Below are 21,741 nucleotides of genomic sequence, written 5' to 3' on the forward strand. Positions count from 1 at the left end.
CTTTTTGCTATTGCAATTCTTTTATTAATTTAGTATATTTGTTATATTAAAAGTTTTCAGTCATTTTAAGGGAGAAATGACCTTTTAAATTTTTTTATCTTAAAATGAAAGCGCTTTATAAACAGGAGGTAAGGTGGCTTACAAATTATCAGAGAGTTTTTCATTAAATCAAGTTGTAACCAAGTCAGACTTGGGCTTGGCAGTAGCTGACTGCCTTTCTAAAAACTAGGAGTATATTATGAATCGATACCTTTTTGAAAAAGGGCAAACATTTAGCATTCGGAAGTTGACTGTAGGTGTGGCATCTGTTATCGTGGGACTGGCATTTTTTGCTTCTGGAATCGTGCGTGCAGACGAAACGTCTCCTGCCACGACATCCAATTTAGATCAGCAAATGAAACAAGTCGCAGATATAGAAGAGACCAAGGCTGAACCAGTCAAAGAAGAAGACCGTGTAGAAGCTGAAAAACAAGAAACACCTGTTGCAGATACTAACAGTGCTGACTTGCTCCCTGAAGACATTCAGGACCGTGCCTATCCAGACACACCTGTCAAAGAACTCGATACGACTACTATCGTTGACCAAAAAGCTAGTCCAACAGTAGAAACTAAGAGCATTCTAAAGGACAAGGAAGAAGCTCCAAAAGAATCTGAGAACGGAAACCGTGCCATCATTAACGGTGGACAAGACCTCAAACACATCAACTACGAGGGACAACCTGCTACTGCTGCTACTATGGTTTACAGCACTTACAATGCAGGGGAGCAACGCTACCTCGTTTCAGGCTCAGGTATCTTCGTAGCACCTAACCTGATCCTTACCGTTGCTCATAACTTCTTAGAGGCCAATAAAGAAACTGGCGAGGGTCACATTCGTGGTGGAAAATCTGCCCAGTTCTACTATAACGTTGGTTCAAACAGCGAAAAGAAAAACTCACTGCCATCTTCTGGAACTACGGTTTTATTCAGAGAAAAAGACATCCATTTCTGGAACAAGAAAGAGTTTGGAAAAGGCTATAAGAATGACCTTGCTCTTGTAGAAGCTCCTATTCCTCTTCCGATTGCTAGTCCAAACAAAGCAGCAACCTTTGCGCCTTTAGCGGAGCACAAGACGCATCAGCCGGGAGAAGCCATCAGTACGATTGGCTACCCAACTGACTCGAGCTCAAAAGAACTGAAACAACCTATCCTAGCTGGTCAGCTTTACAAGGCAGATGGGACCATCCGATCTGTTGAGTCCTATGATGATAAGGGAACGACTGGTATCACCTACAAAACCACTTCTGTATCTGGTTTGTCTGGTGGCGGGATTGTCGATAGCCAAGGAAAAGTTCTGGGGGTTCACCAACACGGAACCGTTGACAATGGTGTGGCTGAAAAGGATCGCTTTGGTGGCGGACTCGTCCTTTCACCTGAACAACTGAAATGGGTTAAGGACATGATTGCCAAGTATGGTGTGAAAGGCTGGTACCAAGGTGATAACGGAAATCGTTACTACTTTACCGATGAAGGACGTATGCTTCGAAATGAGAAAGCTGTTATCGGAAGCAACGAATATTCCTTCAACCAAGATGGGATTGCTACCTTGACCAAGGGAGTTGAATACGGCCGTGTGGTTATCCAACACGAAGACGAAGAAGGAAATCCTGTCAAAGATAATGACACCTTTATCGAACAGACAGCTGTTGATTCGCCATTTGACTATAATTTCAAAAAAGAAATCGAGAAAACGGACTTCTACCAGAAGAATAAAGACAAATACGAAATTGTATCCATTGATGGCGTAGCAGTTAATAAACAGCTAAAAGATACTTGGGCTGAAGATCACAATGTTGTCAGCAAAGCGCCTGCCGGTACTCGTATCATCAAGGTTGTCTATAAAGCCAACAAAGGCTCTTTTAAAGTTTACTACCGTCAAAAGGGAACAAGTACTGAACTAGCTGAGGCAACAGTTGATAACAATGAAGGCCAAGAATATGAGGTTTCCTTTGTCAACACCTTCCATGCAAAAGACATTGCTGGCTACCGTCCAGTCAAGACTAGCCTGGAAGCAACCATCCAGCACAAAGGTGTGAATGAGGTCGTCTTTGAATACGAGCCAGTCGCTGATACAGCTAATCCAACGACACCGACTCCACCAGTGGCTCATCCAGAAGATAAAGAAACCGAAATTGGCAATCATGGACCTCTTCCAAGCAAGGCTCAACTCGATTACCACAAGGAAGAATTGGCAGCCTTCATCCACTACGGAATGAACACTTATACCAATTCTGAATGGGGAAATGGGAAAGAAGATCCTCGATACTTCAATCCAACCAACTTGGATACAGACCAGTGGATTCGTACTCTGAAGGAAACTGGCTTCAAACGAACCATTATGGTTGTTAAACACCACGACGGATTCGTTGCTTATCCATCTAAGTATACGAATCATACCGTAGCTGCTAGCCCATGGAAAGATGGAAAGGGTGACCTTCTCGAAGAAGTTTCCAAGTCTGCTAGCAAGTATGACATGAATATGGGTGTTTACTTGTCACCATGGGATGCTAATCATCCAAAATACCATGTTGCAACCGAAAAAGAATATAACCAATACTATCTCAACCAACTGAAAGAAATCCTTGGAAATCCAAAATACGGAAATAAAGGGAAATTCATCGAAGTTTGGATGGACGGTGCGCGTGGTAGCGGTGCCCAAAAAGTAACCTATACCTTTGATGAATGGTTCAAATACATCAAAGAAGCCGAAGGAGATATCGCCATCTTCTCTGCTCAGCCAACAAGCGTTCGCTGGATCGGAAATGAACGAGGTATAGCAGGCGACCCTGTATGGCATAAAGTTAAACGGGCCAACATCACAGACGATGTGAAAAACGAATACCTCAACCATGGTGACCCAGATGGTGATATGTACTCTGTAGGGGAAGCTGATGTTTCGATCCGTTCAGGCTGGTTCTATCATGACAATCAACAGCCGAAATCACTTAAAGAGCTGATGGACATCTACTTCAAGTCTGTTGGTCGTGGAACCCCGCTCCTTCTCAATATTCCACCAAATAAAGAAGGAAAATTTGCAGATGCGGATGTGGCTCGCTTGAAAGAGTTCAAGGCAACCCTAGACCAAATGTATGCGACTGACTTTGCCAAAGGTGCGACTGTAACAGCAAGTTCTACTCGTCAAAACCACCTCTACAAGGAAAGCCACCTCACAGACGGTAAAGATGACACCAGCTGGGCGCTCTCAAATGATGCCACAACCGGTAGCTTTACAGTCGATTTGGGGCAAAAGAGACGCTTTGACGTCGTTGAACTCAAGGAAGATATTGCCAAAGGTCAACGTATCTCTGGTTTCAAGATTGAAGTCGAAATCAACGGACGTTGGGTGACTTACGGCGAAGGTTCGACCGTTGGTTACCGTCGCTTGGTTCAAGGCAAGCCTGTAGAGGCACAAAAAATTCGTGTAACCATCAATGGTGCTCAAGCAACTCCAATCTTGACCAACTTCTCAGTCTACAAGACACCAAGCAGCATTGAAAAGACTGATGGCTACCCTCTTGGACTTGAATACCACTCAAACACAACAGCAGATACAGCCGGAACAACTTGGTACAATGAATCTGAAGGTGTTCGTGGCACTTCTATGTGGACCAATCAAAAAGATGCCAAAGTAAGCTATACCTTTACAGGAACCAAGGCCTATGTCGTCTCTACAGTCGACCCAGGTCATGGAGAAATGTCCGTCTACGTTGATGGTCAAAAGGTTGCCGATGTCCAAACTAAGAATGCTAGTCGTAAACGCAGCCAAAAAGTCTTTGAGACAGGCGATTTAGCACCTGGTCAACACACTATTACCCTTGTAAATAAAACAGGCGAACCAATTGCTACAGAAGGAATCTACACCCTAAACAATGATAGTAAAGGGATGTTTGAACTCGAGTCTACTAACTACGAAGTCGAAAAAGGAAAACCAGTCACTGTTAAGATTAAACGTGTTGGTGGAAGCAAGGGGGCTGCTACTGTGCGCTTCATCACAGAACCTGGAACTGGAGTTCACGGTAAAGTTTACCAAGATACAACTCAAGATGTGACCTTTAAAGACGGAGAAACAGAAAAGACTGTCACCATCCCAACGATTGACTTTACAGAACAGGCTGACTCTGTCTTTGACTTCAAAGCCAAGCTCACTTCAGTCACTGATGGTGCCCTGCTCGGTTTTGCTACCGATGCAACCATCCAAGTGATGAAAGCTGAATTGCTGATCAAGGACCAAACAAGCTATGATGACCAAGCTAGTCAGTTGGATTACAGTCCTGGCTGGCACCATGAAACCAATTCGGCAGACAAATACCAAAAGACGGAATCTTGGGCTTCCTTTGGCCGCTTAACTGATGAGCAAAAGAAAAAGACAACTGTCACAGCCTACTTCTACGGTACTGGACTTGATATAAAGGGCTATGTTGATCCAAATCATGGTATCTACAAAGTCTTCCTAGACGGCAAAGAAGTTCCTTACCAAGATGGAATGGGAAATGCTTCAACTATTGATGGTAAGAAATACTTTAGCGGTCGCGCAGCCCAACGCCAAGGCAATCAAACTCTGGTTAGCCTAAAAGGTCTGGACGAAAACTTGCACGCAGTCACCCTTCAACTAGATCCTGATCGAAACGATTTGTCTCAAAATATCGGTATCCAGGTAGACCAATTTATCACTCGTGGCGAAGGCAGCGAACTCTACAGCAAAGCAGATATCATCCAGTCTATCTCGAAATGGAAAGATGATCTGTCCAACTTTGACCCAGCAGGCTTGAAAAATACGGCCACTGCACGCCAAGCTTTCCAAGCAAATCTAGAAAAATTGAGAAACCAACTCAGTGCTGATGCAGTGGATGTTCAGGATGTCATGTTGACAGTCAGTGCCCTACAAGATATCCTATCCAAGGATGAGAACTATCAAAGAGGCCAAGAGGAACCTAGTCCAGAGCAACCGGAACAGCCAGAAGAACCTGAGAAACCTGACCAGCCTGAACAACCAGCTGAACCAAAACAACCGGAAATTGAGTACGATAAGGCTATGGACAGCTTGGCAAAAGCTATAGAGAAAAAAGTCGCTGAGCTTGGATCCAACAAGGAAGCTAAGAAGCAATTGTTAGCAATTGCTGACCAAGCCATTGCTGCAATCCAAGAAGCTAAAACTCAGGAAGCAGTCAATAAAGCGCTAGAAACTGCTCTCGCACAAATCAGCAAGCTCGAAGCAGCTCAGCCTGAGAAACCTGCTGAACCTGAAAAACCAGTTCAGCCTGAAAAACCAACTCAACCGGAAACTCCGGCTCAGCCTGAAAAGCCAGCTCAGCCTGAAAAACCAACTCAACCGGAAACTCCGGCTCAGCCTGAAAAGCCGACTCAACCGGAAACTCCAGCGCAACCTGAAAAACCTGCTGAGCCTGAAAAACCGGCTCAACCGGAAACTCCGGCTCAGCCTGAAAAGCCAGCGCAACCGGAACAACCAACTCAACCGGAAACTCCAGCGCAACCTGAAAAACCGGCTCAGCCTGAAAAGCCGACGCAACCGGAACAACCAACTCAACCTGAGAATCCAGNTCAACCTGAAAAACCTGCTCAACCGGAAACTCCAGCGCAACCTGAAAAACCGGCTCAGCCTGAAAAGCCGACTCAACCGGAAACTCCAGCGCAACCTGAGAAACCGGCTCAACCGGAAAAACCTGCTCAGCCTGAAAATCCGACTCAACCGGAAACTCCAGCGCAACCTGAGAAACCAATTACTTCTTCAAGTCCTGAGGAAGGGGTTAAAGACCTTGTCTTTACACTTCCAAGCTTGGAAATCGTCAATAAGGTCGTACCATTCAAGACTATTCGTCGCGAAAACCCACAATTAGACAAAGGAAAAGTGCAAGTTCTATCAGAAGGAAAAGACGGTCTCTTAGTCGAGTATGTTGAAGTGGACGGTGACAATCGCAAGGTTCTCCAAACAGAAGCAACACCAGCTCAAGATCGAGTGATTGAGGTAGGTAGCAAACAAAGCTCAGTTGGAACAGAAACGCCACCAGTTGTGACTCTTCCTGAGTATGTTCTACCAAGAGAGACTGAAAAACCTGCTCCAGCCGTAACAGATCATTCATCAGCAAAAGATGAAAAAGCTCCTGTTACAGCTACAGTCAAAGAAGACAAGGAAAGACTACTCCCTGCAACTGGGGAACAAGAAGCAAGTGCCTTCCTCTTCTTGGCAGCCATTACTTCTATCTTGTCTCTCCTCATCTTCCAAAAGAATTTCAAAGACTAATAACCCTCTTTGATTGATTCTTTCTAATGATTCAGTTCCCCCGTTGAGAAGACCATTTGGTCTTCTCTTTTTCTATCTGTAAAATTAAAAAACATCCAAAAATGTACATGGATGTTTTGGTATGACTCTATAAAGTAAGATGATCATTGAAGATAGGTGTTCTCAAATCCAACCACGTTTTCAAATAAACGCTCATCCAAAAAAGAGAGTCCCCCTTGTCTTACCTCATCCGAACTACTATCATAAGTTCCTGCAAGAACTCCACAGATAAAAGATGGTGTTTCGAATTCCTATACCATGAGATTTTCTGACGCTCACAAGCCATCTTTCCTAAATCAGACTTCCCTCTTCCACATCTAGTCACTGACTACTATTTTTGAGTCCAGCATATGCATAGGTTCGATTTCTGGGACACTCTTTTTCCGTCACCACCTTAAAATAAAAGCGATGCTCCCGCCCATCCTTGGCATTTTCCTTGTTTAAAACAAAGTAGTTCTTCTGATTCATCGCCATGGTGCGTAGGATATCATCGATCAAAAAAGTCAAGGGAACATTCATAGCAGAGTATTTTTGGAAATCCTCTTCAAAGCGGATGTAACTATCTGAAAAATAATCCATCTGCAGTTTGTTTTCATACAACTCTTTTCTAGTCATACACTCCCCCCTCCCACAATCGAATTTCGAGGACATCTGCTACCTCTACCAGCCTATAGCCCTCATTGGTCCTAATAGATAGAGTTTGAGGTGATAATTCGCTTACCTTGCCGACGATAGTCGTTTTTTGTTTCTTTTCCTTGACCACAAAGCATCCCCTCAGTTGCCCGACATACAGCTGCGAAAGCAAGATTAACTTCTCAACGAGATTCAAACTCGTCGAGAAAGCTACCCGATTTTTTTCTTCACCGAGTGAACTAGTATGCTCTGAGAGGAAAAAACCCATCCACTTCTGCATCCCTGGATCTTGATAGTCACGCGCAGATTGAAAGGGTAAATAAGAACGATCAATCATTTTAGTCCATCTAATCCTCCAGCAGAATGCCCCCCAATCAGCTTGCTTCTGGCAAGACTCCTAGAGGCTTCTTCCAGTGCATTGGCCTTTAAGAGGGAGGTAAAACCAAATTGTTCCCGAATGGCATCAATAGCCGTCTGGAGCCTTTCTTCTTTTTCTAACTTGTCAACATCATCAAAGAGGGAGATTAGGCCAAAGGACTCATCCACAAATCCTGAATAGTTGACTCCAACACTTCTGACCGCTCCAGAAGTGTATTTATTATGAAATAGCTTCAAAACGTGGTCTGTTAAGATAGCTGTATTATTGGTCGGTTCGACCTTCATTTGTGTGTGAATAGACGACCTGACCTCCTGTTTAGAGAAACCAACATAGAGAGAGACAAGGGTTGTTTTCTTGCCCGCCCTTCTCAGCCTAATAGCCACCTGCTCCGCCATTTCTCGGAGAATAATTTCAATATCCCGTAGCTTTACATAGTCTCTCGGCAAGATTTGAGAATTTCCTAACCCTTGGGACTTAGCTTTATAGGGCCTGTGAACATTGCTCTCATCAATCCCGTTAGCATGAAACCACAAACGCAGGCCAGCCTGACCGATAGCTTTCTTTAGCTGGTCTGGGTTGCTGGTGGCTAGTTCTTTAATCGAAAAAATCCCCAGATCATGCAAGCGTTTCTCCATCCGCCTGCCAATCCCCCAAAAATCCGTCATCTTAGAAATGGCCCAGACCTTCTCTTCCACATCCTGGTAAGACCAGTTGGCCCTCATGGTCGGAGTGTGCTTGGCCTCATTATCCAGAGCCAACTTGGCCAGTAAGGGATTGGCATTGGACATACCCACCGTAGAGTAGATCCCTGTCTGCCTCCAAATATCCCTCTGGATGCGAGCAGAAAGCAGATCCAGCTTGTCTTTGCGAGAGAGACTCTTGTCTGGGATGAAGTAGTTGAGCGAACTAGTCAGATCAATAAAGCCCTCATCGATAGAGTAGGGATAAATATCATCTGGGCTGCCATAATTTTGAAAGATTCGCTGGATTTCCATATTGACCGCGATATACTCGTCCATCCGAGGAGGAACAATCAAGGTGACTTGGGCCCAATCTTCAATATAGCGCACATAGTCTGAATCTGTAGGCAATCCTTGCTTTCTGGCGTTATAGTAGGAAAATTTGCGGGTCTTGATATCAAAGGGCAGATCATAGGCCCGACCAACATTTGACTTGCCAAAAATCTTCTTAAACATGGGAGAGGAAGCTAAGATAAGACCAGTCGAATTATCCGCGCGACTCATGACACAAAGCGAGGTCTTCAGCGGATGCAAGCCTCTTTTCACACACTCGACACTGGCATAGAAAGATTTCATATCGACAAAGGCAATATCACTTTTGGGCTCTCTGGAATAATCAAAGTAGCCCATAGGCTAACCCTCCATTGGCACAAAATTCCCAACGATAATCCCCACAATCCGAGGATCTTCCTCATAGGAGATGAAAATGTCCTTGTATTTAGGATTTATAGAAACCAGACGCAAACCATCTTCCTCCCGATAGACCCGTTTGATATAGGTCTGGTTGTTGCAGACCACTGCATAAACTGCCCCATCATAGTCAAATCCTGTTTCCCGAATCAGAGCCACCGAACCATTTTGATATTTAGGTTCCATAGAGTCCCCAGATACCCAAGATGCAAAATCATGGGCCAACTCCTCGTTAAAGTAGACCGTATCAAAATTCTGGTCACCGTAGACCGAAGCCCCAATCCCTGCTGACATGCGTTCATAGACACGGTACTCGTAGAGGCGCTCTGGCATGGTCGTCACCTTCTGTGTTTGTTCCTCTTGAGCTAGGTTGCGAGCATAGAGCACAACCTTGTCCTTCCCTTGCTTGGAGAGGCTATTGTAGAGACGAACAATCTCGATCTGAGTGAAATATCCCTTTGCCACCTTTAAAATATTTTCTAGCTGGGCAACCTTCTCCTTGGATGGTTCCTTAATTCCACGTTCCCAAGCCGAGTAAGCCTGAAAACTAATCCCTAATTCCTCTGCAATTTCCTTCTGTGTCAATTTTAACTCTTTTCTCCGAGCCTTGAGTTTTTCTGGTTGGTACATGATTCACCCCCTAGTGTGATGTTTTATTGAGAATATCTCTCTTAGAAAAACAAATCGACGGTTGAGCTTACATCTCTAAAACTCAACCAATCCGGTTTAGTTTTATTATATAAAAAAAGTGGACGATTGTCCACTGAGAAAATCAAATTTTAACAGACACAACTGGAAATTATGAACAAAAAAACATCCAAGAAAATATTCTTGAATGTCTGGACAGATTATAACTCCGTTAACCTTGTCAGTAGACTGGAAATGATGATATTATGGCCTCCTTATCTCAAATACTGCTGTATGAACCCACTCATTATGAATGTATAAGTCATTTTCTATCATCCTACTAAAGGTGAAGCCATTTTTTAAAAGCACCCTCTGAGAGACTAGATTACCTCTTGCCGTTCCTGCAATAATTTTATTTAAACCATAAGTCGTAAAGGCCTTGTCTAAAACGAGTTTAACCGCTTCGCTAGCATAACCTAAGTTGCTAACATTTTCCCCAATCCTATACCCAAGCTCTGCTGTTGTTCGATCATTCTCTAAAACACTTAAATTTATTCTCCCGACCATCATACCTTGCGAATCTCTAATAAGATGCATATAGACATCCCGATTCCTTTGTTCCGTTAACAATTCCCTCGTGATTTCTTTAAAACCTTCTAAATCAAAATAGTTGGCTGGTCTAGGAGGTAGATTTCGTTCAAAATACTCCCGATTTTCTTTTTCAAAAGAATAAACGTCTAGACTATTTTCCTCAGACAACAGCTCTAAACTAATCATTACAAAACTTCCCTTCTCTTCTTAGTAAAAATATTGTGAGACTGACCTAGCCCTAGCAACTCCTACTCTAATTTTTGCAACAGCTTTACAACTTGACGATTTTCAATCTTCACATAGTATACACCACTATCACTGACAAGTTTATCCTCTTTATACTTAGAAATTTTGACAGCATAAAGACCGCGTGGTAGGGGTTGGTTGGCAAAAAATTCCTTCATGAGCGCTTCAAGCTCTTTAAGATAGTCATCATACAAGAGATCTCTTTTTTCCTTCGGAACGAAATATTGAAATTCAAATGTTGGTATAAAAATCTCTTTTTGGAAAAGATATTGAGCATCCATTGGATACATTCCTTGCAGAGCTTGGCCCTTGCTTTGATTTTCCTCTAATATTTCATTATAAAGATAGATATTATCAGATTGGTTATTAAATTCAAAATCAATACCTTGATACTTCAAATCAGGAAGTTTAGGATCTTTGATTGAACTGTCCAGTGTTTCTAAAAATTCGCTGGTGCCTGGACTAACTTCAATCCCTAAATAGGCTAATTCTGGGAAAACATTATAAATTTTTTTACCATTTTTGTAATCAACCTCTGCATCTGTCTTTCCATATGTTTCACTTTTCGAAAAGCGAGTATAGTATTTAAATCGAGTTTTAACCTGATAGGTTTTCCCAGCTATATTTTCACTATAGGTACCATGGATTATAAATCCTCCCACACTTGTATAGTTTTTCTCGTATTTTTCTAACTCAAACTGTCCTGTAAGACCGTAATTTTGATAAGAACGATGCACAGCTTGCTCAATCTCAGTTCGACTTGCATGGGCAAACAGCCCCCACATATCCATTAGAGAAAAAATCGGACTGAACACTGTGAAGATTACCATTGGGATCACTATGGATAAGCAACCTATTAATAGCCAATTTCTTTTCTTGGCATTTCCTTCAGATTTTTTAGCAGTTTTCTGTTTCCTTTTTAAGATTAGAATGAGCAAAACCAAAATCCCTAATACTAATAAAACCAATCTACAATCTCCTTTTATCGTGGATAGCTGTTAACAGGTGTATAGGAGGCTGACAGAAATACTCTTCTCACCTGCTAACTTATCCTGAAATCCATAAACTCGTCTGAAACGAGGAACAATCCTTATCCCATTATATCACATGGGCAATGCAGTGAGAAGATGAGAAAAACAAAAAAACACCCCATGGTGTGAACCATGAAGTGTTGTAAATGCTGCATTGTAACAGAAACTTGCCTACAACTAAAAGTGAATAAAAAGTTCCTTACAAGCTATTTCAATGGTGATACATAATCATCTGGAAGTTTGCCTCTCCAGTCAATCCATTTCTGTTCAGCAAGCGGAATTAATCTTTCAAGCTCTTCCTGAGTAAATAATTCCCAACTCTTAGGATTAGCTATTAAAGGAGTTAAGCCTTTTAATATAAATTGTTTCTCACGAGCTTTTCTCTCTTCTTCCGTCGGTGGCCAAGAATCGTTTTGAACCTTCCAAGATACTTCATGTAACGTTCTTTCCCCACTCTCTAGTAAGGTAAATAATTCTTGTGGTAATTCATAGACAACTAACCAAGAAGCTACGGTTCCCTCTTCTGAAACTAAATAATACTTGTTATCATTTCTCCAGATGGATTTTCCGTAACCTTTTACTTCTTCAAACTGGATAACATCTTCCCATTGTAGTTTTGTTGGTTTCATTTTAGACCTTCCTTACTTAAGTGGTGATACATAATCGTCTGGAAGTTCACCCATTGATTCTATCCATTGTTGTTCGGCTTTGGGAATAAGTATTTCAAGTTCTTTCTTACTAAAAAGCAACTGATTTTTACGGTTGGAAATCAGCACAATTGGTTTTTCTCTAGCTCTATTTTTTCTTATTTCATTCTTTTCTTCTTCCGTTAGAGGCCAGCAATCATTCTCCGCTTTAAAATCAATTTCACTTGCCGTCCTCCTGCCTAATAAATATTCGTTAAAATCAGAAGGATTAATCTCAAAGATACGACGAACGGAAGCTACTCCAAACTCTCCAAAAGTATAGTATTTCCCTTCATGTGTTCGAAAATCATATCCTTTTGGTGATTCAATCTTTTCAAAGGTATCAAACTCTTCCCATGTTATTTTAGTTAAACTCATTTTAATCGCCTCCTAATTTTCTAATTGTAAATTCTCCCCATGGAACTTCGTCAATGACTACTTCTGGCATATTTCCTGGGAAAGTTTGTCCTCCTGGTTTCCAAAAGCCTTCAAAAGCAGCTTCTTCATTTCCGCTTGGAATTCTTGTGTTTTGAACTGAAATAACAACGGATTTATACGAATCATTAATGTTCTTTTTCAAACCATAGAGCGTATAGCGGACTGATTTTCTCAAATAATTCCTTTTCGTATTGATATCTATTTTCTTGTACTTTCTCAACTAATTGACTAACTTTCTCAAATTCATTATTTTTAATCAATTTGTCAATTAAATCTACATCCTTTTCATCAATCTTTTGCGAGGAAATATTCTTAATGATTATCTTTAAAATTTGATAAGTCACCTCATCATCATCTAATTCAGAAATCTCGGATGTTATTTTTCCTCTCTCGGTAAAAACTAGATTATATCTTCCATTTCTATCCTCTATTATAGAAATTCCCTCTGGAAAGTAGGGAGGTTGTTCAGAAAAATGAATTCCAAATTCACCTAATTTTATGTTGCCAATTTTTGAAACTTCGGATTCCATTTTGTTTTTTAATTTTATTAGCATTTAATTATTCCTATTTCAATTTTAGAACCAATTCTGTTTATTCGAGTTCCAGGCAATATTAACAGATTTTTTTGTATTCACCATTCAAAAATCCATGTTTATATATACTTCCATCAGCTCTACCTAAAAGCGTATCTCTGATAGGAGCCCTCTAATACATCTTAATCCTCTACCATCAGCGGAAAAATATCTTCCCCTCTGTGCATTTTTTCTTGCATTTCTTTCCACTCAATGACTAGTTTATACAGTTCATCAGTTGAAATAAAGCAAGGACTACCTAATATTTCTTCCTCAAATTGGAAGTAAACTTCTGTTATTTCTTTTCCAATTTCAATCCCTAAGAGATTACCATCAAAAGCATATTCTTCCAAATTCCCAGTAATTACACTCTCCAAAGCTTCTCGAACATCCAGATAAAAATCCGTGACTTCTGTAATCATAAAGGTTGTTATAATTTCATAATCTTCTCTATTATAGAGAACCGTAAGTGCATCTCTGTTCTCAACACTTTTATATAATTTATATTCTCTTCTTAACATCTACAAACCTTTCTACTCTGAAACAGTTGGATAAGCTGTAATAATTTTTCCATCAGATTTTCTTATATATATTCCAATCTTTAATCTATTATTATTTTTTCCAACCTGATGATACAGCTTGTCATTTCCCATAAGCGTATCTCTGATAGGAGCCCTCTAATACATCTTAATCTTCTACCATCAGCGGAAAAATATTTTCCCCTCTGTACATTTTATCTTCTATTTCTTTCCACTCAATAACTAATTTATACAGTTCATCAGTTGAAATAAAGCAAGGTTCCCCAAGACTTTCATCATCCATTTGATAGTATACTTCTGTTTCTTCCTTACCTATATCAATATTCAGCATATTACCGCCAAAGCCAGATGCTTCTTTTTGACCAGTAACAACCGCCTCTAATTCTTTATAAATATGAGGGTAAAAATTATGGACTTCTGTATCAAAAAATTCACATAAGGTTTGATAATAGGGATCAAAAAAACTTATCATTAAGCTAATACTATTATTTTGATATTTGAATATATCGTATTCTCTTTTTACCATTTTCTCCTCTTTCTCATCTTATAATTCAATGTTTTATCTATTCTTTGCTAGGATAAGCTGTAATAATTTTTTCATCAGAGTCCAAATTCATCGTAATTTTCATTCCATTCTTACTTATACCTTCATAAATCTGTTTATTCGTCTTCAATCCTCTATCATTAGCGGAAAAATATCTTCTCCCCTGTACATTTTACCTTCCATTTCTTTCCACTCTAAAACCAATTTATAAAGCTCATTTGTAGGAATAAAGCATGGACCGCCTAATATTTCTTCCTCAAATTGGAAGTAAACTTCTGTTATTTCTTTTCCAATTTCAATCCCTAACATATTACCATCAAAAGCATATTCTTCCATATTCCCAGAAATTACACTCTCCAAAGCTTCTCTGACATACAGATAAAAATTATGAACCTCAGAATTTAAAAAGTCTGACAACGATTGAAATTTTTGATCTGTAAACTTCAAAACTAACATTATGTCATTTTCTTCATTTCCAAAAACCACAACTGAATATATTCTCTCCATTAATCATACCTCTAAATTCATTTTATTCCATTGGAAATGCTGAGATAATCTTTCCATCAGATTTTCTTATATACATTCCAATCTTTAATCCATTATGACTTTTTCCAATGTATTTGTTTCCATAAGCTAAAACTTTATTACTATATGCCTCATTAATAGTATCTACAACCTCCTGAGGTCTCATATGGTCAGGGAAAAGGGTTGAATACCCTCCATTTCCTTTTTTAGGAAGGAATTATTTGTTATTCTGTAGCATCATCCCAGAGGGAGGAGGAATAATATGGTTTTTTCCCTATCTTTACTTTGAATTGATTAGATTTTACAAAATGTTCTAATCTTTCCAAAAAAGCTATTTTTGCATCTTCAAAACTAGTAAACTCTATCGTATTCCCCATCACATATGATCTATCATCTCGACCATTAATCATAAATTTACCATCTCTATAGAATAAGTGAAATGCCCAGGGAAGATTTTTATTTTCATCAAATAATACATAATGTAAGCTCTCAAAATGGCGTTTTTTAATTTCTTGTTCAACTATACATTTTATATTCTCAATGTCAGCCTCGATTTTATCCCATAATGGAGAGGAATATTCTGCACCTATACCTTCGTCAACATAATATCTATTTATGAAAACAACGTTTTTAAGAATTTCTATGAAACGAATCCGTGCTTCTTGAAAGGTTTGGTATGAATCTTTACCATTCGTACTTGCTCTGTCCATTGTCGAATATACTTCATATACTTCTAATTCAGGATTATATTCTATTCTTGTTTCCCATTCCCTTGGTCCATGATCGTTGAAAATGGAATATCTCAAACTTTCATATCCCAATTTGTGAATATCTGATAAAAGTTCCAATCGCTCTTTTTCTAAGCTAACCATTACTTAACAACCTCCTTTAAGAGTCCCGTTTTTTCGTACCAAACAACACTTGTACCAAATTGTATTTGTGTACCCCCACCTTGACCGAACATTTTAGCAATTTGACCTTGGCGAATATCCACAATATCATCAAGGTTTAAATTATACTCAATCAAAGTATTCATAATATCAATTTGAGTATTATGGGAATCCTCTTTAAATGCTCTCCTGATATTCTCTTTAGTAATATCCTTCACTACTTCATACTTGATATCCCTCAGGTTAAGCCAACTCCAACAATCAAGGGAGTCGCAGACCCCAGGTGACTATCAATCGGGTAGTAACCGTCCTTGTACAGTAAGAGTTTACCAATGGTTTATCGGTAAACTCTTGCTTCATTTATTCTCATAAAAGAAAATACTGATTTCCTTGTAAAGTCATAGTTTAAACAGGTTTTACAACCAACCCTTAGCTTTTAAGAACTCATCGGGAATACGTAATTCAATCTCTGCCATGATTTCTTTTAAGTAGTTATCCCAATCCTTTGTTCCCATATAGCTACGCATTTTGCTTTCAAGCGACGCTCCAAATTCATCATTTAAAACAATAGAGAATCCGCATAAATCATTGTCATAATTAAATTGAACCCAATAGTAGTCATATGCCCTGAATACGAGGCGTAATATATGATGATTTGGGACATCGACGAACTCACAAATAGTTACTTCAGAGGCTCTATCTCCAAAAGAACGCTGAATCCGTTCAATTACCTCTTGTTTTATAGCTTCCATACTTTCTCGAACCATACCAATACCTCCTTCTTTTTTATCGCCAACCCTTGGCTTTTAGATATTTCTCTGGGATATACGACTCGATTTTTGTCATGATTTCTTTTAAATATGCATCCCAATCGCTTATTTCGCTATAACGACTGTTTGGCTTAGATAGCAATAAACCTTCCTCACCGTTTAAAAACAGATAAATCTCAAAGAAATCATTCTCGTAATTAAACTGTACCCAAGAATAATTATAAGCCGCAAAATTTAATTTAAACATTTGATGATCTGGTTCATCAACTATATCATAAATTCCCATATCATCAATCTTATCTTTAAATACTCTTTCAACTATATCGCTAAAATTCAGCGCTAGTTTCTTCGTTTTATTTAATCCCAACGCAATACCCCCAACTCTTTTATCTCCAACCTTTAGCTTTTAAATATTTCTCTGGGATATAGGACTCGATTTTTGCCATGATTTCTTTTAAATAACTATCCCAATCGCTTATTTCACTGTAACGACAATTTCCCTCAGACAGCAGTAAACCCTCATCACCATTGAAAAAAACATAAATCTCGAAGAAATCATTCTCGTACTGAAATTTTACCCCGGCAAAATTATAGATACGAAACTTAAGTTTAAATGTATGACGATTGGGTTCATCAACTATATCATCAAACACTATACCATTAATCTTATCTTTAAATACTCTTTTAACTATATCAAAAAATTCATCTGATAAAATATCCATATTATTTAATTCCAATGCAATACCCCCAACTCTTTCATCGCCAACCCTTGGCTTTTAAATATTTCTCTGGGATATAGGACTCGATTTCTAATATGATTTCTTTTAAGTAGCTGTCCCAGTCACTTATTTCGCTGTAATGGCTATTTGGCTTAGAAATCACTTTTTCTTTGTTAAGATTAAGAAGTAGGTGAATTTCAAATAAATCGTTTTCGTATATAAATCTTACCCCAGCAAAGTTATAGATGAGAAAATCCAGTTTAAATGTATGACGATTGGGTTCATCAACTATATCATCAAACACTATATCATCAATCTTATCCCCAAATACTCTTTCAACTATATCATAGAATTCATCTGATAAAATATCCATATTATTTAGTTCCATACCAAAAATCACCTTTCTTATATACATCTACGTATCCATGATGTTCTTTTAAATAATCTCATTCCCATCTGAGGGCAGATTTCTCATACTGAGGAAGTTCCGGGTCATGAGAAAATCGAATGGTCTTGCCTTGCGTAACCGCATCATCCAATGCTGGTTTATTAAATGCTTCAAACATTTGTTCTCCACGGCTATCTAAATGATAAGCCTCCGTCAATTTATTCCAATCATCTCCTAAACTAAAGTAAGTGGTATCTCCAGCCTTGCTGATGTATGAAGATCACCATCAATCTGGTAGTAACCGTCCTGATAAAGTAAGAGTTTACCAATGGTTTATCGGTAAACTCTTGTTTCATTTATTCTATCATAGAAAGGCGAACTTGCCTGTTATAAAACTATAGTTTAAACAGATTTTACAACCATCCCTTAGCTTTTAAGAATTCATCAGGAATACGTAGTTCAATCTCTGCCATGATTTCTTTTAAGTAGCTGTCCCAATCTGTTATACTACCAAAATCATATTTTTCTTTAGGAAGTGAGATTCCAATCCCTTTACTAATCACAATATAAAAATCTGTAAAACTTAATTCATAACCAAAATGAGCTTCATAATAATCATAGGCTTTAAATTTAATACTAAACATTTGATGATTTGGTACTTCTACCACATCGTAAATGGTCATGTCTGAAGCCCTATCTCCAAATGCTCTTTGAATACGCTCACTCACTTCTGTCGCTAGCTCTTGCATACTTTTTTTCAACATATGAACACCTCCTTCTCTTTTATCGCCAACCCTTAGCTTTTAAAAACTTCTCTGGGATATAAGACTCGATGTCTAACATGATTTCTTTTAGGTAGCTGTCCCAGTCACTTATTTTGCTATAATGGCTATTTGGCTTAGAAATCACTTTTTCTTTGTTAAGATTAAGAAGTAGGTGAATTTCAAATAAATCGTTCTCGTATATAAATCTTACCCCAGCAAAGTCATAGACGAGATAATCTATTTTAAATGCACGATGATTGGGTTCCTCAACTATATCATAAATTCCCAAACCATCTATTCTATCACCAAATACGTTTCGAATCATTCTACTTGTTTGTACTGCCATAGTACCTGTTTCATTTAATTGCATACCAAAATTCTCCTATCTTAACTGGCTCTGGGTATCCATATTGTTCATGCAAATAATCCCACTCCCACCGTAGTGCAGATTTTTTATATTCTTCTAACTTAGGATTATGAGAAAATCGAATAGTCTTGCCTTGCGCAACAGCATCATCTAGCGCAGGTTTATTGAAATATTTGAACAGTTCTTTACCTTCTGCATCCAAACCATATTCAACTGTAATTTTATTCCAATCATCTCCTAAGCTAAAGTAAGTGGTATCGCCAGCCTTGCTGATGTATGAATTTGGACCAGGTGTACTCCAATCCGGAGTACCATCAGGTCTAATTGTAGGTTCATATTTACCTAATGTCATTGTATCCGAGTCAGGGTTGATAACACTCTTCGTCCGATACATTTCATACTCTTCCAGTGGCATATTTTTTATTGGAGATGTTGTTGATTTAGCCTGTGGATCTTTCACCTTATTGAGACTAAACTTGCTGGCTGCTGAGGAGGTCACATAGCCTCCTACGATATTCCCGATAAAGTTTGCGGTTTGGGCATCTTCTTCGCTTCCACCTAGGAGCTTAGTCCCATGATAGGCAACCTGACCCGCGGTATAGGCACCGGCTTCCCCTATCGCAAACTGGGTCAAGCCTTTAACAACGCTCTGGGTCTGCCCTATGGGAATCATGATGGCACTCGCCGTCACAAAGACATTTCCAACATCATGATACAACTTGTCATTGCCCATGAAAAGCGTATCTCTGATAGGATTTTTTGACTTGGTATGGATATCCCCTGCATTCCCAAGTTCGATATTATGAACGCCTTCTGCTGCATTAGATAACCCATAGACACTCGTCCCAAAACCCACGATACCGCCTGCAACAACTAAAGGAGTCGCAGTTCCCATGGTTCCTATAATTGCGATGAAGCCAATCGCAAAGGTCAACACACCCAAACCCAACTCTTTCCAACCGTTCTTGGCACGATCCTCCGCAGCCAAGGCCTCAAAACGGACCTTGTCTCGCTCCTGGGCAGCCTTCACGCGCTCAACGCGACTCTCCATCTGCTGGGTCGCCTGTTTGTAGGCTATCGCAAAGCGTTTAACAGACTTGAGTTTGGCGAAATCTCCTGACTGATAAGTTCCTACCGTACGTGTCTTACTAGCATGCTCTGCGATCAAGGCCTTAGTCGCAGCTAGAAGTTCCTTAAAGGCGACCAAATCTTGACTCGCATGGTTACTCTCATACTGAGTGATGGAGGTATCCAAGTTCTTGAGCTGATTCATGAGGAAGTTATAGTCCATGACCGTGCTGGTATGACTGCTTCCTTCATAGCTCACCAAATCTGAAATGTTGTCCTTGGTCGTGTTCAAGATCTCAATCTCACTCTTTAGATTATCCCGTGAGCTCTTTAAAGCACTATGAAGGTTTGTAAATACCTGACCAGGTAGCTTTGTATGAAGATTACCATCAATCTGGTAGTAACCATCCTTGTACAGTAAAAGTTTACCAATGGTTTATCGGTAAACTCTTGCTTCATTTATTCTCATAAAAGAAAATACTGATTTCCTTGTAAAGTCATAGTTTAAACAGGTTTTACAACCAACCCTTAGCTTTTAAGAACTCATCGGGAATACGTAATTCAATCTCTGCCATGATCTCTTTTAAGTAGCTGTCCCAATCTTTGATATCATTGTAAGCGCCTAGTCCTCGCTTCCCGTTTAAAGTGGCTCCATATTGTCCACCGATTGAAACCGAAAACCCACAAAAACCTCTATCATAGTTGAATAATATTAAAAAATAATCATACGCAACAAACCGAATGCCAAATCGCTGGTACGGCCCATATTCAACGACATCTACAATTTTTGGCTCAGTGATTCTATTCCCGAATACACTTTTTATTATTTCACTAGTTTTCACTGCTAGTTGAAACACTCGATTCTCTTCCATAAAAACTCCTTCTATTCTTTATAGCCATCCTTTTGCTTTTAAAAACTTCTCTGGTATGCGAAGTTCTAGCTCTTTCATGATTCCTGCTAAATACGCATTCCAATCTGTGATTTCACTAAACTTAGTCTTGCTATAAAGAGATTGTTTACATGCTTCATTAAGCACAATAAAAAACTCGCACCAATCATTCTCATAGTCGAACTCAATCCAAAAGTAATTATACGCTGCAAAATTTAATTTGAACATACAATGATCGGGTTCATCAATTATATCATAAATCATTATATCATCAATCTTATCTTTAAATACTATTTCAACTATATCGCTAAAATCCAGCGCTAATTTTTTCATTTTATTTAACTGCATAAAAATATCCATCCTCTAATATTACTTTTTTATATCCATAATGCTCTTTTAAGTATTTCCATTCCTTAGCCAACGCGGTCTCATTCTCAAGAGAAAGTTCTAATCTAGGATCATGAGAAAATCGAATGGTCTTGCCTTGCGCAACTGCATCATCTAATGCTGGCTTATTAAATGCTTCAAACATTTGTTCTCCACCGCTGTCTAAATGATAGGCCTCCGTCAATTTATTCCAATCATCTCCTAAGCTAAAGTAAGTGGTATCTCCGGCCTTGCTGATGTATGAATTCGGCCCAGGTGTACTCCAATCTTGAGTACCATCAGGTCTAATTGTAGGTTCATATTTACCTAATGTCATTGTATCCGATTCAGGATTGATAACACTCTTCGTCCGATACATTTCATACTCTTCCAGTGGCATATTTTTTATTGGAGATTTGGAAGTATTCCGATTCCAACTATCAATTATAGATTTTTCCTTCGCTACATACTGTTTAAAATTCGAACTCTCCCTCGCAAGCCTGCTTTCTTTAATATTCTCTTTAATCCGTTCGATATTGCTCACCTTATTGAGACTAAACTTGCTGGCTGCTGAGGAAGCCGTATAGCCTCCTACGATATTCCCGATAAAGTTGGCGGTTTGGGCATCTTCTTCGCTTCCACCTAGGAGCTTAGTCCCATGATAGGCAACCTGACCCGCTGTATAGGCACCGGCTTCCCCTATCGCAAACTGGGTCAAGCCCTTGACAACGCTCTGGGTCTGCCCTATGGGAATCATGATGGCACTCGCCGTCACAAAGACATTCCCAACATCATGATACAACTTGTCATTGCCCATGAAAAGCGTATCTCTGATGGGATTTCCGGCTTTAGTCTGAATATCCCCTGCATTCCCAAGTTTGATATCCTGACCAGCCTCGTACATATTAGACAACCCATAGGCTGTTGTCCCAAAACCCACG

26 protein-coding genes and 1 pseudogene are annotated in these 21,741 nt (G+C 39.4%); 1 reads left to right on the forward strand and 26 read right to left on the reverse strand.

Features of this window, described 5'->3' with window-relative positions:
• Window positions 1-238 precede the first annotated feature (238 nt).
• Window positions 239-6,298 carry an alpha-L-fucosidase gene (locus tag D8863_RS08865; protein WP_125441696.1) on the forward strand — a complete coding sequence of 2,020 codons (6,060 nt, stop codon included), beginning with the start codon at window positions 239-241 and terminating at the stop codon, window positions 6,296-6,298.
• A gap of 360 nt (window positions 6,299-6,658) precedes the next feature.
• On the opposite strand, the gene D8863_RS08875 is transcribed toward D8863_RS08865, so the two are convergent.
• The 26 genes and pseudogenes from D8863_RS08875 to D8863_RS11290 form a co-directional block, all read right to left on the reverse strand.
• On the reverse strand, window positions 6,659-6,952 hold the full coding sequence (locus D8863_RS08875; protein ID WP_125441697.1) for a DUF5960 family protein: 294 nt from the start codon (window positions 6,950-6,952) through the stop codon (window positions 6,659-6,661).
• The gene (locus tag D8863_RS08880; RefSeq protein ID WP_125441698.1) at window positions 6,945-7,307 is read right to left on the reverse strand and encodes a hypothetical protein; all 363 of its coding nucleotides are present in this window, start codon (window positions 7,305-7,307) and stop codon (window positions 6,945-6,947) included. The genes D8863_RS08875 and D8863_RS08880 overlap by 8 nt, the downstream gene beginning before the upstream one ends.
• Window positions 7,304-8,719, reverse strand: coding sequence for a Y-family DNA polymerase (locus D8863_RS08885; RefSeq protein ID WP_125441699.1), 1,416 nt, complete (start codon window positions 8,717-8,719; stop codon window positions 7,304-7,306). Before D8863_RS08885 ends, D8863_RS08880 begins: the two co-directional genes overlap by 4 nt.
• Window positions 8,720-8,722: 3 nt before the next feature.
• Window positions 8,723-9,409 carry a LexA family transcriptional regulator gene (locus D8863_RS08890; protein WP_084936754.1) on the reverse strand — a complete coding sequence of 229 codons (687 nt, stop codon included), beginning with the start codon at window positions 9,407-9,409 and terminating at the stop codon, window positions 8,723-8,725.
• A gap of 261 nt (window positions 9,410-9,670) precedes the next feature.
• The gene (locus tag D8863_RS08895) at window positions 9,671-10,183 is read right to left on the reverse strand and encodes a GNAT family N-acetyltransferase (protein ID WP_125441700.1); all 513 of its coding nucleotides are present in this window, start codon (window positions 10,181-10,183) and stop codon (window positions 9,671-9,673) included.
• A gap of 62 nt (window positions 10,184-10,245) precedes the next feature.
• A complete protein-coding gene (locus tag D8863_RS08900; protein ID WP_125441701.1) occupies window positions 10,246-11,211 on the reverse strand; it encodes a hypothetical protein in 966 nt (321 codons plus the stop codon).
• A gap of 269 nt (window positions 11,212-11,480) precedes the next feature.
• Complete coding sequence (locus D8863_RS08905; RefSeq protein ID WP_125441702.1) at window positions 11,481-11,903, reverse strand: hypothetical protein; 423 nt, start codon at window positions 11,901-11,903, stop codon at window positions 11,481-11,483.
• Window positions 11,904-11,915: 12 nt separating this feature from the next.
• Window positions 11,916-12,338 carry a hypothetical protein gene (locus tag D8863_RS08910; protein ID WP_084848957.1) on the reverse strand — a complete coding sequence of 141 codons (423 nt, stop codon included), beginning with the start codon at window positions 12,336-12,338 and terminating at the stop codon, window positions 11,916-11,918.
• 1 nt (window position 12,339) lies between these two features.
• Window positions 12,340-12,540: a hypothetical protein gene (locus D8863_RS08915; RefSeq protein WP_125441703.1), complete on the reverse strand. Its 201-nt coding sequence runs from the start codon at window positions 12,538-12,540 to the stop codon at window positions 12,340-12,342.
• On the reverse strand, window positions 12,524-12,952 hold the full coding sequence (locus D8863_RS08920) for an Imm63 family immunity protein (protein ID WP_125441704.1): 429 nt from the start codon (window positions 12,950-12,952) through the stop codon (window positions 12,524-12,526). The genes D8863_RS08915 and D8863_RS08920 overlap by 17 nt, the downstream gene beginning before the upstream one ends.
• A gap of 161 nt (window positions 12,953-13,113) precedes the next feature.
• Entirely contained in the window at window positions 13,114-13,491 is a 378-nt protein-coding gene (locus D8863_RS08925; protein ID WP_125441705.1) for a hypothetical protein, read from the reverse strand.
• Between the two features lie 166 nt (window positions 13,492-13,657).
• A complete protein-coding gene (locus D8863_RS08930; protein WP_125441706.1) occupies window positions 13,658-14,035 on the reverse strand; it encodes a hypothetical protein in 378 nt (125 codons plus the stop codon).
• Window positions 14,036-14,179: 144 nt separating this feature from the next.
• Window positions 14,180-14,560, reverse strand: coding sequence for a hypothetical protein (locus D8863_RS08935; RefSeq protein WP_125441707.1), 381 nt, complete (start codon window positions 14,558-14,560; stop codon window positions 14,180-14,182).
• 22 nt (window positions 14,561-14,582) lie between these two features.
• Window positions 14,583-14,744, reverse strand: coding sequence for an EndoU domain-containing protein (locus D8863_RS08940; RefSeq protein ID WP_125441708.1), 162 nt, complete (start codon window positions 14,742-14,744; stop codon window positions 14,583-14,585).
• 58 nt (window positions 14,745-14,802) lie between these two features.
• Window positions 14,803-15,450: an Imm59 family immunity protein gene (locus D8863_RS11345; protein ID WP_125441709.1), complete on the reverse strand. Its 648-nt coding sequence runs from the start codon at window positions 15,448-15,450 to the stop codon at window positions 14,803-14,805.
• Window positions 15,450-15,686 (reverse strand): hypothetical protein, encoded by a 237-nt coding sequence (locus D8863_RS08950; protein WP_260469773.1) that lies wholly within the window; start codon window positions 15,684-15,686, stop codon window positions 15,450-15,452. The genes D8863_RS11345 and D8863_RS08950 overlap by 1 nt, the downstream gene beginning before the upstream one ends.
• A gap of 198 nt (window positions 15,687-15,884) precedes the next feature.
• Window positions 15,885-16,235, reverse strand: a complete 351-nt coding sequence (locus D8863_RS08955) for a hypothetical protein (RefSeq protein WP_125441710.1) — start codon at window positions 16,233-16,235, stop codon at window positions 15,885-15,887.
• A gap of 19 nt (window positions 16,236-16,254) precedes the next feature.
• A complete protein-coding gene (locus tag D8863_RS08960; protein ID WP_125441711.1) occupies window positions 16,255-16,605 on the reverse strand; it encodes a hypothetical protein in 351 nt (116 codons plus the stop codon).
• Window positions 16,606-16,624: 19 nt separating this feature from the next.
• On the reverse strand, window positions 16,625-16,975 hold the full coding sequence (locus D8863_RS08965) for a hypothetical protein (protein ID WP_125441712.1): 351 nt from the start codon (window positions 16,973-16,975) through the stop codon (window positions 16,625-16,627).
• A gap of 19 nt (window positions 16,976-16,994) precedes the next feature.
• Window positions 16,995-17,345 carry a hypothetical protein gene (locus D8863_RS08970; RefSeq protein WP_125441713.1) on the reverse strand — a complete coding sequence of 117 codons (351 nt, stop codon included), beginning with the start codon at window positions 17,343-17,345 and terminating at the stop codon, window positions 16,995-16,997.
• Between the two features lie 413 nt (window positions 17,346-17,758).
• Window positions 17,759-18,109, reverse strand: a complete 351-nt coding sequence (locus tag D8863_RS08980; RefSeq protein ID WP_084848977.1) for a hypothetical protein — start codon at window positions 18,107-18,109, stop codon at window positions 17,759-17,761.
• A gap of 19 nt (window positions 18,110-18,128) precedes the next feature.
• The gene (locus D8863_RS08985) at window positions 18,129-18,479 is read right to left on the reverse strand and encodes a hypothetical protein (RefSeq protein WP_125441714.1); all 351 of its coding nucleotides are present in this window, start codon (window positions 18,477-18,479) and stop codon (window positions 18,129-18,131) included.
• Window positions 18,466-19,836: a hypothetical protein gene (locus tag D8863_RS11285; RefSeq protein ID WP_260469774.1), complete on the reverse strand. Its 1,371-nt coding sequence runs from the start codon at window positions 19,834-19,836 to the stop codon at window positions 18,466-18,468. Before D8863_RS11285 ends, D8863_RS08985 begins: the two co-directional genes overlap by 14 nt.
• A 223-nt stretch (window positions 19,837-20,059) precedes the next feature.
• Window positions 20,060-20,416, reverse strand: coding sequence for a hypothetical protein (locus tag D8863_RS09000; protein WP_125441715.1), 357 nt, complete (start codon window positions 20,414-20,416; stop codon window positions 20,060-20,062).
• Window positions 20,417-20,434: 18 nt separating this feature from the next.
• Window positions 20,435-20,782, reverse strand: a complete 348-nt coding sequence (locus tag D8863_RS09005; protein ID WP_125441716.1) for a hypothetical protein — start codon at window positions 20,780-20,782, stop codon at window positions 20,435-20,437.
• A pseudogene (locus D8863_RS11290) lies at window positions 20,769-21,741 on the reverse strand (hypothetical protein); the annotation flags it as partial. The pseudogene D8863_RS11290 and the gene D8863_RS09005, both read right to left, overlap by 14 nt.

The organism is Streptococcus oralis, assembly GCF_003943825.1.
In the GTDB taxonomy this organism is placed as follows: domain Bacteria; phylum Bacillota; class Bacilli; order Lactobacillales; family Streptococcaceae; genus Streptococcus; species Streptococcus oralis_CD.

Coding starts and splice junctions, on each gene's coding strand:
- D8863_RS08935 (WP_125441707.1), bottom strand. CDS start 14,560: ATGGAGAGAATATATTCAGTTGTGGTTTTTGGAAATGAAGAAAATGAC.
- D8863_RS08985 (WP_125441714.1), bottom strand. CDS start 18,479: ATGCAATTAAATGAAACAGGTACTATGGCAGTACAAACAAGTAGAATG.
- D8863_RS08955 (WP_125441710.1), bottom strand. CDS start 16,235: ATGGTTCGAGAAAGTATGGAAGCTATAAAACAAGAGGTAATTGAACGG.
- D8863_RS08920 (WP_125441704.1), bottom strand. CDS start 12,952: ATGCTAATAAAATTAAAAAACAAAATGGAATCCGAAGTTTCAAAAATT.
- D8863_RS08875 (WP_125441697.1), bottom strand. CDS start 6,952: ATGACTAGAAAAGAGTTGTATGAAAACAAACTGCAGATGGATTATTTT.
- D8863_RS08890 (WP_084936754.1), bottom strand. CDS start 9,409: ATGTACCAACCAGAAAAACTCAAGGCTCGGAGAAAAGAGTTAAAATTG.
- D8863_RS09000 (WP_125441715.1), bottom strand. CDS start 20,416: ATGGAAGAGAATCGAGTGTTTCAACTAGCAGTGAAAACTAGTGAAATA.
- D8863_RS08885 (WP_125441699.1), bottom strand. CDS start 8,719: ATGGGCTACTTTGATTATTCCAGAGAGCCCAAAAGTGATATTGCCTTT.
- D8863_RS08905 (WP_125441702.1), bottom strand. CDS start 11,903: ATGAAACCAACAAAACTACAATGGGAAGATGTTATCCAGTTTGAAGAA.
- D8863_RS08970 (WP_125441713.1), bottom strand. CDS start 17,345: ATGGAACTAAATAATATGGATATTTTATCAGATGAATTCTATGATATA.
- D8863_RS11345 (WP_125441709.1), bottom strand. CDS start 15,450: ATGGTTAGCTTAGAAAAAGAGCGATTGGAACTTTTATCAGATATTCAC.
- D8863_RS09005 (WP_125441716.1), bottom strand. CDS start 20,782: ATGCAGTTAAATAAAATGAAAAAATTAGCGCTGGATTTTAGCGATATA.
- D8863_RS08895 (WP_125441700.1), bottom strand. CDS start 10,183: ATGATTAGTTTAGAGCTGTTGTCTGAGGAAAATAGTCTAGACGTTTAT.
- D8863_RS08910 (WP_084848957.1), bottom strand. CDS start 12,338: ATGAGTTTAACTAAAATAACATGGGAAGAGTTTGATACCTTTGAAAAG.
- D8863_RS08930 (WP_125441706.1), bottom strand. CDS start 14,035: ATGGTAAAAAGAGAATACGATATATTCAAATATCAAAATAATAGTATT.
- D8863_RS08980 (WP_084848977.1), bottom strand. CDS start 18,109: ATGTTGAAAAAAAGTATGCAAGAGCTAGCGACAGAAGTGAGTGAGCGT.
- D8863_RS08925 (WP_125441705.1), bottom strand. CDS start 13,491: ATGTTAAGAAGAGAATATAAATTATATAAAAGTGTTGAGAACAGAGAT.
- D8863_RS08880 (WP_125441698.1), bottom strand. CDS start 7,307: ATGATTGATCGTTCTTATTTACCCTTTCAATCTGCGCGTGACTATCAA.
- D8863_RS08940 (WP_125441708.1), bottom strand. CDS start 14,744: ATGAGACCTCAGGAGGTTGTAGATACTATTAATGAGGCATATAGTAAT.